The organism is Escherichia sp. WS1118 (assembly GCF_046487695.1).
Lineage (GTDB): Bacteria > Pseudomonadota > Gammaproteobacteria > Enterobacterales > Enterobacteriaceae > Escherichia > Escherichia coli.
In genome coordinates, this window is record NZ_JBJQIZ010000010.1 from 21,191 (window position 1) to 33,731 (window position 12,541).

The window sequence follows — 12,541 nt, forward strand, 5'->3', positions numbered from 1 at the left end:
GATGCGACGCTATCGCGTCTTATCCGGTCTACGTTGCATTAATTAGTCAAATGGCGGTGGGGCCAGCACTTCACGATTACCGTTGTGCCCCTGTTCGCTGACAATCCCCTGCGCTTCCATCTGTTCGATAATACGCGCTGCACGGTTATAACCAATGCGGAACTGACGCTGTACGCCAGAAATTGACGCTTTGCGTTTTTCAGTGACAAACTGCACCGCCTGATCGAACAACGGATCCAGTTCTTCAGCGCCATCGAAACCGCCCACGCCACCTTCGCTTTCACTGTCGGAGGTGATGCCATCAACATACTGTGGGCGACCACGCGCTTTCCAGTCCTGCACCACGGCATGAACTTCCTGATCGCGAACAAAAGCACCATGGACACGTACCGGCAACGTGGAGTTCGGCCCAGAGTAGAGCATATCCCCCATACCCAGCAGTGATTCCGCACCAGCCTGATCAAGAATGGTACGTGAGTCAATCTTACTGGATACGGTAAAGGCGATACGGGTCGGAATATTCGCTTTAATCAGACCAGTAATAACATCAACCGATGGACGCTGCGTTGCCAGTACGAGGTGGATACCCGCGGCACGGGCTTTTTGCGCCAGACGTGCTATCAGCTCTTCCACTTTTTTACCTACCGTCATCATCAGGTCGGCAAATTCGTCCACCAACACCACAATGTATGGTTCTTTTTTCAGCACCGGATGCTGCGCATCCATACTATCACCCGGCTTCCAGTACGGGTCTGGAATCGGACGCATCATGCGATCGGCTTCAGCAATTTTTTCGTTATAACCCGCCAGATTACGCACACCCAGCGCAGACATCAGTTTATAACGACGCTCCATCTCGTTAACACACCAGCGCAGCGCGTTGGCGGCATCTTTCATATCAGTAACAACTTCCGTTAACAGGTGCGGAATGCCTTCATAAACCGAAAGCTCCAGCATTTTCGGGTCGATCATGATGAAACGTACATCTTCTGGCTGTGCTTTATAAAGCATGCTCAGGATCATCGCATTCACCCCGACAGACTTACCGGAACCGGTAGTCCCCGCAACCAACAAGTGCGGCATTTTCGCCAGATCGGCAACCACCGGCTCACCGGCGATATCTTTACCCAGCACCACGGTTAATGGCGACGGATTATCGCGGAATTTGGCGTTATCCAAAACTTCGCGCAGATAAACGGTTTGTCGTTTTTTATTCGGTAACTCCAGACCTACATAGGGTTTGCCAGGAATAACTTCAACGACACGCACCGCCACCGTCGAAAGTGAACGGGCAAGGTCACGTGACAAGTTAGAAATGCGCGCTGCTTTTACGCCCGGTGCCAGGTTCAATTCAAAGCGAGTGATAACTGGCCCCGGAGAGTAATTGACAACATCGGCTTTAATACGGAAATCAGCCAGACGCGCTTCTACCAGGCGCGCCATTTGTTCAAGCGCAAAGGTATCTACCGGCTCCACTTCGCTCGGCGGCGGTGTCAGCAAATCCAGAGAAGGCAGTGGCGTCGTCGGTTTATGCAACGGACGGCTGTCGCCATTACGCATCAACAGCGGATGAAGCAGGGTATCCTGCGGCTGTGGTACAACCGGCTGTTGCGGCTGCTGATACTGCGGCTGCTGTGTAACCGGCTGTTGTGGCTGCTGATATTGCTGCTGCGGTGCAACCGGTTGTTGCGGCTGTTGATATTGCGGCTGTGGCGCAACTGGTTGTTGCGGCTGCTGATACTGCGGCTGCGGTGCAACCGGTTGTTGCGGCTGCTGATACTGCGGCTGCGGTGCTACCGGTTGTTGCGGCTGCTGATATTGCTGCTGCGGTGCTACCGGTTGTTGCGGCTGCTGATATTGCTGCTGCGGTGCTACCGGTTGTTGCGGCTGCTGTACAGGTTCAACAATTGGCGTAAACAGCGGTTCGTGTGGACCATCATCCAGCAACGCTTTCATTGGCGAAAATTCAAAATCATCCAGCGAGAACGGATTCGCCCCAGCCGGTTGTTCGCCGGAATAACGTTGTTGTTGAGTTTGAGCAAACTGACGAGCCAGTTCTGCCTCTGCCGCAGCATCTGCATCTTCTGTGTTCACGGGCACATCATGTTGATACTGTTCGCCATAGCGTTGCTGCTGCGTCTGGGCGAACTGACGTGCCAGTTCATCCTGCTGCATCGCATCGATTTCATCATCGTTGTACTGATCGCCAGAATCGTACTGATTACGCTGGGCTTCGCGGGCTTTTTCTTCTGCCGCACGCTGTGAGGGCAGCTTAATACCGTAAGACGCCAGTTCACGACGAGTTGGCACGCGGATGCGTTTCGGTCGTGGCAACTGCGGGCCAATCCCCTCTTTGACCTGCGGACGCGGTCCACCGCTATTTGCCAGACTGAAGACTGGCGCGGCAACGGTTGCGGCAGCCCCCGTCGCCAGTGTCGCTTTTTTCACACCAGATGCCAGCGGAGAAACAGCGGCAGCGGCTTCTACTGGAGGTACTGCTGCAACAGAAGGTGCTTTCAGCGAAGATTTGATCGGTTCCGGTTCTTTAACCGGTTCTGGAATCGGTTGATACCAGGCCGCAAGTTGTTCACGTTCACGGGCTCGCTTCTCTTCCACTTCTTCAAAATAGTAAAGCGGCGGACGCGTGGGTTTTGTCTCTTCTACAACGGGTTCAGGCTCCACAACAGGCTGCTGTTCAACGGGTTGCGGCTGTTGGTACAACGGCTCCTGAGCAGCTGGCTGCTGATAAGTTTGCTCCGTCTGGTATGTAGACTGTGGAGCAAAAGTGGATTGCTGCTCTTCGGCTTGCCAGGCGTTACCTGCCACCGGTTGTTCTGGCGCAGGGGCGTAATACGGTTGCTGAACAGGTTGTTCCGCCGCAGGAGCGTAGTAAGGTTGTTGCACAGGTTGTTCAGCCGCAGGCGCATAATACGGCTGCTGTGGCTGTACAGGTTGTTGCAGCGGCTCATTATATTGCACTGCAGGCTGCGCATATTGTGACTGCTGTGGGTAACCTTCCGGTGCAGGTGCAATAACCGGTTCTCCCGTTTGCGGCCCCGGTACAGGCTGCCAGGCTACTGTAGGTTGCGTAGGTGGAACATCAACAGAGGCAACTGGCGGCGTCTGAGTCACAGGTTCAACCGGTGCAGCCCAGCTTTGTGTCGCCGTGGTAGCAGCAGCTGCTACAGCAACAGGTTCGGTAATTGGCGCACCGTTTAATAATGGATCGTATTCGTCATATTCTGGCTGCGTTGCACGATTGCCCGAAAACAGGACGTCGTCAGGGTCGGCAGCCACACCGCGTGCAGTGTAGGTAATCTCTTCTTCATCATCCATCCGCTTACCGGAGAACAGCGCAGCATCTGTTTGCCGCCCCATCGGATTAATGAATTTTTCCGCCAACCGTTTACGACGCGCTAGCGCGCCGCGAAGAATACGGGCACGGCGTGATTCATGCTGTTTGCCGTGATTTTCATCTTCATACTCTTCGTCGTCTTCATACTCATCTTCATCGACCCAGGTATCATCGCGACGGGTACGATTACTGGCGAAGGTAAGAATATTTAAAATCCAGCCGCCGAGTTTTTCAGCAATGGTCACCCATGACCAACCGGTGAACAGCGTCAGGCCCGCTGCCCAAACGCAGAGCAGCGCAATAGTTCCCCCGCTACTGTGTAGCAGTGGTTGTAGCGTAGTGCTTAGTAAGCTGCCAATGACGCCACCGGAGGCAAAATACCAGATATCGTCAGCGTTGATTGCCGCCAGACCACAGGAGGTAAGGATGAGCGCCAAAACGCCAATGATGCGTAGCGAAACGGCAAAATAATCAATGTATTCGTCGCTGGACTGATGACGCCAGGCAAACCAACAACCGCCGACAATAATGACGGGAATGGTGTAAGCCATCACGCCAAAAATAAAGAACAGCGTATCTGCCAACCACGCACCGGGCATCCCACCTAAATTATGGATAGGTTCATGCCAGGCCGTTTGCGACCAGCTGGGGTCCGAAGGGTTAAAGCTTAGTAAGGCAGCCATCAACCAGACGGCAAACAGGACAATAAGGATCAGCAACGCCTCCAGAAGACGGCGGCCGCTACTTAACTTTGTCAATGTGACTTCTTTGTCTTCAGTGTATTCCTGGCTCAAGAAAGGCTCTCCAGGTTACAGGCTTTTCCTGCCCGATGCTAAAACGGACAACAGTACCAGGTTACCCCAGTACTGTTGCTGTATGGATTAACAGGAGTGTAATCAAAATACGCCGATTTTGCACCTGTTCCGTGTTAGCGCGTCTTAATAACCAGACGATTACTCTGCTTGACTTCTTCCATAACAACGTATGTCCGTGTGTCATTGACGCCAGGCAGACGCAGCAGGGTTTCCCCCAGTAACTTACGGTAAGCAGACATATCCGGCACGCGTGTTTTCAACAGGTAGTCGAAATCACCGGATACTAAATGACACTCCTGAATTTCTTCAAGTTTTTGTACAGCGGTATTGAATTGTTCAAACACATCCGGTGCGCCACGATTCAGAGTAATCTCAACGAATACCAGAAGTGATGCATCCAGATAATGGGGGTTCAGCAGCGCCGTATAGCCCTGAATAAACCCTTGTCTTTCCAGCCGACGCACACGCTCAAGGCACGGCGTTGGGGAAAGTCCCACACGTTTAGAAAGCTCGACGTTAGAAATACGCCCATCCTTTTGCAACTCATTAAGAATGTTACGATCGATACGGTCGAGATCTTTGCCAGGGCGCTTCTTGCTATCTACCATTATTATTGTCTCTCTGTATTCCTTCCCTACTCCTGTCTGACCCTGAAACATCACTGTTCAGAGTCGCTACCCGTCACGATAGACCGAAATCATGAAGATTCACGGCGCGCAATGCCTGGGTCTACGGTGAGAAGACCGTTGCCTTGTGGCAGCTATCGACATCACGAATGGCGTCTGTCCACGCCATACGTAGATTTCACTAGCACGGTAAACATGGTATTTACATGCATGGTTATGCGCATATAAGAATACTGTTTTTTTTCTTCCTCGAATGTTTTCGCAAAACACCAGGGGATTGTCAAAGCAAAACATCGATTTTTAGTACAACATGCCAGATATTCATTAACAGGGGCGTTTATTCATCATTTAATCGGCTTATAAAGCGGGAAATTTAAGTAGCAGAGGTGATAATGACGGGAGAATTTGACCTGCTTATCGATGCTGCCGATTGCACAAATTGTTAACAAAATCGTCATACTCTTTTTTTACGTCTGTAAATTCCCTACAATCCTGCCATTGTCTGCCAACAACTATGGGGATCTCATGGGCACGACCAAACACAGTAAACTGCTTATCCTGGGTTCAGGCCCGGCGGGATACACCGCTGCTGTCTACGCGGCGCGCGCCAACCTGCAACCTGTGCTGATTACCGGCATGGAAAAAGGCGGCCAACTGACCACCACCACGGAAGTGGAAAACTGGCCTGGCGATCCAAACGATCTGACCGGTCCGTTATTAATGGAGCGCATGCACGAACATGCCACCAAATTTGAAACTGAAATCATCTTTGATCACATCAACAAAGTTGATTTGCAGAATCGTCCGTTCCGTCTGACTGGCGATAGCGGCGAATACACTTGCGACGCGCTGATTATTGCCACCGGAGCTTCTGCACGCTATCTCGGCCTGCCCTCTGAAGAAGCCTTTAAAGGCCGTGGAGTTTCTGCTTGTGCAACCTGCGACGGTTTCTTCTATCGCAACCAGAAAGTTGCGGTCATCGGCGGCGGCAATACCGCGGTTGAAGAGGCGCTGTATCTGTCTAACATCGCTTCGGAAGTTCATCTGATTCACCGCCGTGATGGTTTCCGTGCGGAAAAAATCCTCATTAAGCGTCTGATGGATAAAGTGGAGAACGGCAACATTATTCTGCACACCAACCGTACGCTGGAAGAAGTGACCGGCGATCAGATGGGTGTCACTGGCGTTCGTCTGCGCGATACGCAAAACAGCGATAACATCGAGTCACTCGACGTTGCCGGTCTGTTTGTTGCTATCGGTCACAGCCCGAATACTGCCATTTTCGAAGGGCAGCTGGAACTGGAAAACGGCTACATCAAAGTACAGTCGGGTATTCATGGTAATGCCACCCAGACCAGCATCCCTGGCGTCTTTGCCGCAGGCGACGTGATGGATCACATTTATCGCCAGGCCATTACATCTGCTGGTACAGGCTGCATGGCAGCTCTTGATGCGGAACGCTACCTCGACGGTTTAGCTGACGCAAAATAATTTTACAAGTCAGTAACAAAAGTAAAGAAGGCGACACCATGCGACTATGGGTCGCCTTTATTTTTTCCCCGTTGTAACATTGCTCTGCAAATAATTCTGATAACTCACCTGCTAAGCGTGCAATGAATAAATCCCGTCAAAAAGAATTAACCCGCTGGTTAAAACAGCAAAGCGTCATCTCCCAACGTTGGCTGAATATTTCTCGTCTGCTGGGCTTTGTGAGCGGCATATTGATCATTGCCCAGGCCTGGTTCATGGCGCGAATTCTGCAACATATGATTATGGAGAATATTCCCCGTGAAGCCCTGCTGCTTCCCTTTACGTTACTGTTTCTGACCTTTGTACTGCGCGCATGGGTGGTCTGGTTACGCGAACGGGTGGGTTATCACGCCGGGCAGCATATCCGCTTTGCCATCCGCCGTCAGGTTCTCGACCGTCTGCAACAAGCAGGGCCAGCGTGGATTCAGGGTAAACCTGCGGGGAGCTGGGCGACGCTGGTGCTCGAGCAAATTGACGATATGCATGATTACTATGCACGCTACCTGCCGCAAATGGCGCTGGCAGTGTCGGTGCCGCTGCTGATTGTGGTGGCTATCTTCCCCTCTAACTGGGCTGCGGCGCTCATTCTGCTGGGCACTGCTCCGTTAATTCCGTTGTTTATGGCGCTGGTTGGAATGGGGGCTGCCGATGCTAACCGACGTAACTTTCTCGCTCTTGCTCGCTTAAGTGGGCATTTTCTCGATCGCCTGCGCGGCATGGAAACATTGCGTATTTTTGGTCGTGGTGAAGCTGAAATTGAAAGTATTCGTTCTGCTTCGGAAGATTTCCGCCAACGGACAATGGAAGTGCTACGGCTGGCGTTTTTATCCTCCGGCATTCTCGAATTTTTTACCTCGCTGTCAATTGCTCTGGTGGCGGTCTACTTTGGTTTTTCCTATCTCGGCGAGCTGGATTTTGGTCACTATGATACTGGCGTGACGCTGGCTGCGGGTTTTCTGGCCCTGATCCTTGCGCCGGAGTTTTTCCAGCCATTACGCGATCTCGGTACGTTTTATCATGCTAAAGCCCAGGCTGTTGGCGCAGCTGACAGTCTGAAAACGTTTATGGAAACCCCGCTCGCCCATCCGCAACGTGGTGAGGCGGAATTAGCACCAACCGATCCGGTGACCATTGAAGCCGAGGATCTGTTTATTACATCACCAGAAGGTAAAACGCTGGCTGGACCGCTGAACTTTACTTTGCCAGCAGGCCAACGTGCAGTGTTGGTTGGTCGCAGCGGTTCAGGTAAAAGCTCACTGCTGAACGCGCTTTCTGGTTTTCTCTCATATCAGGGATCGCTACGAATCAACGGGATAGAATTACGTGATTTATCACCAGAATCATGGCGTAAACATCTCTCCTGGGTTGGGCAAAACCCACAATTACCGGCAGCAACATTGCGGGATAACGTACTACTGGCGCGACCTGATGCCAGCGAACAAGAATTACAAGCAGCGCTGGATAACGCCTGGGTCAGCGAGTTTCTACCGCTCCTGCCACAAGGCGTTGATACGCCTGTTGGCGACCAGGCTGCCCGCCTTTCCGTGGGGCAGGCGCAGCGCGTGGCGGTGGCCCGAGCATTACTAAATCCCTGTTCGCTATTACTGTTGGATGAACCCGCTGCCAGCCTTGATGCTCACAGTGAACAGCGCGTAATGGAGGCGCTTAATGCCGCCTCTCTGCGCCAGACAACGTTAATGGTCACCCACCAGTTAGAAGATCTTGCTGACTGGGATGTCATTTGGGTAATGCAGGATGGTCAGATTATTGAGCAAGGACGTTACGCGGAATTAAGCGTGGCTGGTGGTCCTTTCGCCACATTGCTGGCCCATCGTCAGGAGGAGATTTAAATGCGCGCTTTGCTACCCTATCTGGCACTGTATAAACGTCATAAATGGATGTTAAGTCTTGGTATTGTGCTGGCAATTGTCACGCTGCTCGCCAGTATCGGTCTGTTGACACTTTCCGGCTGGTTCCTCTCCGCCTCAGCGGTAGCGGGGGTTGCCGGACTGTACAGCTTCAACTATATGCTACCCGCTGCGGGCGTGCGTGGCGCAGCAATCACCCGTACTGCCGGGCGCTATTTTGAACGTCTGGTAAGTCACGACGCGACTTTCCGCGTGTTGCAGCATCTGCGCATTTATACCTTCAGCAAATTGCTGCCCCTCTCCCCTGCCGGACTGGCGCGCTATCGTCAGGGTGAATTACTCAACCGCGTGGTGGCGGATGTTGATACGCTCGATCATCTTTACCTGCGCGTTATCTCGCCGCTGGTAGGTGCTTTTGTGGTGATTATGGTGGTGACAATCGGGTTAAGTTTCCTTGATTTCACCCTCGCCTTTACGCTGGGCGGCATTATGTTACTGACGCTTTTCCTGATGCCACCACTGTTTTATCGTGCGGGAAAAAGCACCGGGCAAAATCTGACTCATCTTCGCGGGCAGTATCGCCAACAACTGACGGCCTGGCTGCAAGGGCAAGCTGAGCTGACCATTTTTGGTGCCAGCGATCGTTATCGCACGCAATTAGAGAATACAGAAATTCAGTGGCTGGAAGCGCAACGCCGTCAATCTGAACTGACCGCATTGTCGCAAGCGATAATGCTGCTCATTGGCGCGTTAGCGGTGATCCTGATGCTGTGGATGGCGTCCGGTGGCGTTGGCGGCAATGCTCAACCCGGCGCGTTAATTGCCCTGTTTGTCTTCTGCGCGTTAGCCGCGTTTGAAGCGCTGGCACCAGTAACGGGTGCATTTCAGCATCTGGGGCAAGTCATTGCCTCTGCCGTACGGATCACTGATTTAACGGATCAAAAACCGGAAGTCACCTTCCCTGATACCCAAACTCGTGTTGCCGATCGCGTTTCGCTGACATTACGGGATGTTCAGTTCACTTATCCGGAGCAATCCCAACAGGCACTTAAAGGGATTTATCTTCAGGTAAACGCCGGGGAACATATTGCGATTCTCGGGCGAACCGGATGCGGCAAATCAACACTGTTACAACTGCTGACCCGCGCATGGGACCCGCAACAGGGCGAGATTTTGCTTAACGATAGTCCCATAGCCAGCCTGAATGAAGCGGCTCTACGACAGACCATCAGCGTTGTTCCCCAGCGAGTGCATCTGTTTAGCGCCACGCTGCGTGATAATCTGTTACTCGCCTCGCCTGGTAGTAGTGATGAGGCTCTGGCGGAGATCTTGCGTCGCGTTGGTCTGGAGAAGCTGCTCGAGGATGCAGGTCTCAACAGTTGGTTAGGTGAAGGCGGACGCCAGCTCTCCGGTGGTGAACTGCGCCGTCTGGCTATCGCCCGTGCGCTGTTACATGATGCGCCGCTGGTATTGCTGGATGAACCTACAGAAGGCTTAGATGCCACAACCGAAAGTCAGATCCTTGAATTGCTTGCAGAAATGATGTGCGAGAAAACGGTGTTAATGGTCACCCATCGACTTCGCGGACTCTCTCGTTTCCAACAAATAATAGTGATGGACAACGGGCAAATTATTGAGCAAGGTACTCACGCAGAACTGCTTGCCAGACAGGGGCGTTATTACCAGTTTAAGCAGGGTTTGTAAGCTATTATTGAACGATCCGACTTGCGTGGAGTTTTGCGGTCATGCGCCTGGTTCAGCTTTCTCGCCATTCAATAGCCTTCCCTTCCCCGGAAGGCGCATTACGTGAGCCTAACGGCCTGCTGGCACTGGGGGGCGATCTTAGCCCTGCGCGCCTATTAATGGCTTATCAGCGTGGTATTTTCCCGTGGTTTTCTCCTGGCGACCCCATCCTCTGGTGGTCGCCCGATCCCCGCGCGGTGTTATGGCCAGAATCACTGCATATCAGCCGTAGTATGAAGCGATTTCATAAACGCTCACCCTATCGTGTCACGATGAATTACGCTTTTGGTCAGGTCATCGAAGGCTGTGCCAGCGATCGCGAAGAAGGAACCTGGATCACGCGTGGCGTGGTCGAAGCCTACCATCGCCTTCACGAACTCGGTCATGCCCACTCCATTGAAGTCTGGCGTGAAGATGAGCTTGTCGGCGGTATGTACGGCGTGGCCCAGGGAACACTATTTTGTGGCGAGTCCATGTTCAGCCGGATGGAAAATGCGTCCAAAACGGCGCTTCTGGTCTTCTGTGATGAATTTATCCGTCATGGCGGTAAACTTATCGACTGCCAGGTCCTTAACGATCACACAGCCTCGCTTGGTGCCTGCGAAATTCCCCGCTGGGATTACCTTAATTATCTCAATCAAATGCGCCTCGGACGATTGCCGAATAATTTCTGGGTACCTCGATGCTTGTTTTCACCACAAGAATGAATGTTTTCGGCACATTTCTCCCCAGAGTGTTATAATTGCGGTCGCAGAGTTGGTTACGCTCATTACCCCGCTGCCGATAAGGAATTTTTCGCGTCAGGTAACGCCCATCGTTTATCTCACCGCTCCCTTATACGTTGCGCTTTTGGTGCGGCTTAGCCGTGTGTTTTCGGAGTAATGTGCCGAACCTGTTTGTTGCGATTTAGCGCGCAAATCTTTACTTATTTACAGAACTTCGGCATTATCTTGCCGGTTCAAATTACGGTAGTGATACCCCAGAGGATTAGATGGCCAAAGAAGACAATATTGAAATGCAAGGTACCGTTCTTGAAACGTTGCCTAATACCATGTTCCGCGTAGAGTTAGAAAACGGTCACGTGGTTACTGCACACATCTCCGGTAAAATGCGCAAAAACTACATCCGCATCCTGACGGGCGACAAAGTGACTGTTGAACTGACCCCGTACGACCTGAGCAAAGGCCGCATTGTCTTCCGTAGTCGCTGATTGTTTTACCGCCTGATGGGCGAAGAGAAAGAATGAGTAAAAGGTCGGTTTAGCCGGCCTTTTTTGCGTCTGTGAGTTATGGGGAATAAATATTAGAGGATGGAGTGTTGAGTTTGAAGACTGCCTGTACGGTAGTCAACCGTCTCACCGCTGAGCAGGAATACGAATTAACTTTCTAAGCTGCCTGGATTAAACCAGAGTTTGAAATTGATTTCTAAGCTGCCTGTACGGCAGTGAACCTGGCGTCGAACAGATTGATGATTTTATTATCTTTCTAAGCTGCCTGTACGGCAGTGAACACTGCTTCCTGTCCATGCCAACCTTTCAGCGCTTTCTAAGCTGCCTGTACGGCAGTGAACTTTAGCAGATATATTTTGATTGCGAATGTGTACTTTCTAAGCTGCCTGTACGGCAGTGAACTAACTGGTGCCGTGCTCGTCTTCCATCTCGATTTTCTAAGCTGCCTGTACGGCAGTGAACTGGGCGCAGGGCGACTCATCGACAGCTCATCGTTTCTAAGCTGCCTGTACGGCAGTGAACTAAAGGCGTTATCGCTCGCTCATCTCATATGCTTTCTAAGCTGCCTGTACGGCAGTGAACTCCACAGCGCCATGCGTTCCTCAAACGCCGCCTTTTCTAAGCTGCCTGTACGGCAGTGAACCTTCCGGTGGCGCTGCTGGTTTTTCTTCCTCATTTCTAAGCTGCCTGTACGGCAGTGAACTTACTGACGAGAGCTGGAGTAAACGTCATGGCTTTCTAAGCTGCCTGTACGGCAGTGAACGATGTTGGAATATGGGAGATGGACGGCGTAAATTTCTAAGCTGCCTGTACGGCAGTGAACGGGGTGCCCTCCCGGTGCCTTCTGTAAGAGAATTTCTAAGCTGCCTGTACGGCAGTGAACTGGAATAATAGCAGACTATCCGATTGATTTACTGTTAAAACTTACAAAATCGCAGATTCACCCCCTTTTTCCAGACTTCAAAATAGCAATAAGAAAATCAATGAGTTACATTACAACCTAGAAAAAGGGTCGGTTTGGTATTTCTTCAATCTCATATTTTCTGCATAGCTTTTGATAAACAATTGACCAGAACACATACGGTCATAATCTCCGTCCCGCGAACAGCGTGTTCATTGCGTAACCAAACAAATCAATCTATATAAATTCTTCTTGACCGTTTCACTCCAACTCCCTATAGTAGCGCCCCGTTGCCACCTATGAGGTCTGGCAGCAAAACAATTTGGTGAGGTGTCCGAGTGGCTGAAGGAGCACGCCTGGAAAGTGTGTATACGGCAACGTATCCGGGGTTCGAATCCCCGCCTCACCGCCATCTTTAAAGAAGAGCTCGTACGAAAGTACGGGCTTTTTTTGTATGCGGTGGGCATGGCGCGCA

7 protein-coding genes, 1 tRNA gene, 2 pseudogenes and 1 CRISPR repeat array are annotated in these 12,541 nt (G+C 51.7%); of the genes and pseudogenes, 8 read left to right on the top strand and 2 right to left on the bottom strand.

The genetic code is table 11. From position 1 onward, the window contains the following. Window positions 1-42: 42 nt before the first annotated feature. Both ftsK and lrp read right to left on the bottom strand, forming a co-directional pair. On the bottom strand, window positions 43-4,149 hold the full coding sequence (ftsK, locus tag ACJHYO_RS17070) for a DNA translocase FtsK (protein WP_085455260.1): 4,107 nt from the start codon (window positions 4,147-4,149) through the stop codon (window positions 43-45). A gap of 134 nt (window positions 4,150-4,283) precedes the next feature. Continuing rightward, window positions 4,284-4,778, bottom strand: a complete 495-nt coding sequence (lrp, locus tag ACJHYO_RS17075) for a leucine-responsive transcriptional regulator Lrp (RefSeq protein ID WP_000228473.1) — start codon at window positions 4,776-4,778, stop codon at window positions 4,284-4,286. Window positions 4,779-5,321: 543 nt separating this feature from the next. Between lrp and trxB the strand changes: the two genes are divergently transcribed. The 8 genes and pseudogenes from trxB (at window position 5,322) to ACJHYO_RS17115 (ending at window position 12,478) form a co-directional block, all read left to right on the top strand. After that, window positions 5,322-6,287, top strand: a complete 966-nt coding sequence (gene trxB, locus ACJHYO_RS17080) for a thioredoxin-disulfide reductase (RefSeq protein WP_000537432.1) — start codon at window positions 5,322-5,324, stop codon at window positions 6,285-6,287. 122 nt (window positions 6,288-6,409) lie between these two features. Beyond that, a complete protein-coding gene (gene cydD, locus ACJHYO_RS17085) occupies window positions 6,410-8,176 on the top strand; it encodes a heme ABC transporter permease/ATP-binding protein CydD (protein ID WP_085455259.1) in 1,767 nt (588 codons plus the stop codon). After that, entirely contained in the window at window positions 8,177-9,898 is a 1,722-nt protein-coding gene (cydC, locus tag ACJHYO_RS17090; RefSeq protein ID WP_001202198.1) for a heme ABC transporter ATP-binding protein/permease CydC, read from the top strand. It begins immediately after the preceding gene. Window positions 9,899-9,939: 41 nt separating this feature from the next. Next, entirely contained in the window at window positions 9,940-10,644 is a 705-nt protein-coding gene (gene aat, locus ACJHYO_RS17095; protein ID WP_001357128.1) for a leucyl/phenylalanyl-tRNA--protein transferase, read from the top strand. Beyond that, window positions 10,645-10,789, top strand: a pseudogene (locus ACJHYO_RS17100) (hypothetical protein); the annotation flags it as partial. It lies immediately after the preceding gene. A gap of 59 nt (window positions 10,790-10,848) precedes the next feature. Beyond that, window positions 10,849-11,001, top strand: a pseudogene (locus ACJHYO_RS17105) (hypothetical protein); the annotation flags it as partial. After that, on the top strand, window positions 10,929-11,147 hold the full coding sequence (infA, locus tag ACJHYO_RS17110) for a translation initiation factor IF-1 (protein ID WP_001040187.1): 219 nt from the start codon (window positions 10,929-10,931) through the stop codon (window positions 11,145-11,147). The pseudogene ACJHYO_RS17105 and the gene infA, both read left to right, overlap by 73 nt. A gap of 211 nt (window positions 11,148-11,358) precedes the next feature. Continuing rightward, a CRISPR array of direct repeats spans window positions 11,359-12,048; the repeat unit is 28 nt; unit sequence TTTCTAAGCTGCCTGTACGGCAGTGAAC. A 342-nt stretch (window positions 12,049-12,390) separates the two neighbouring features. Further along, window positions 12,391-12,478 (top strand) — tRNA-Ser (locus tag ACJHYO_RS17115). The last annotated feature ends 63 nt before the right edge of the window (window positions 12,479-12,541 follow it).

Bases quoted from the DNA above. Each gene is read 5' to 3' on its own strand.
- infA (WP_001040187.1), top strand. From the start codon at position 10,929: ATGGCCAAAGAAGACAATATTGAAATGCAAGGTACCGTTCTTGAAACG.
- lrp (WP_000228473.1), bottom strand. From the start codon at position 4,778: ATGGTAGATAGCAAGAAGCGCCCTGGCAAAGATCTCGACCGTATCGAT.
- aat (WP_001357128.1), top strand. From the start codon at position 9,940: ATGCGCCTGGTTCAGCTTTCTCGCCATTCAATAGCCTTCCCTTCCCCG.
- cydC (WP_001202198.1), top strand. From the start codon at position 8,177: ATGCGCGCTTTGCTACCCTATCTGGCACTGTATAAACGTCATAAATGG.
- trxB (WP_000537432.1), top strand. From the start codon at position 5,322: ATGGGCACGACCAAACACAGTAAACTGCTTATCCTGGGTTCAGGCCCG.
- cydD (WP_085455259.1), top strand. From the start codon at position 6,410: ATGAATAAATCCCGTCAAAAAGAATTAACCCGCTGGTTAAAACAGCAA.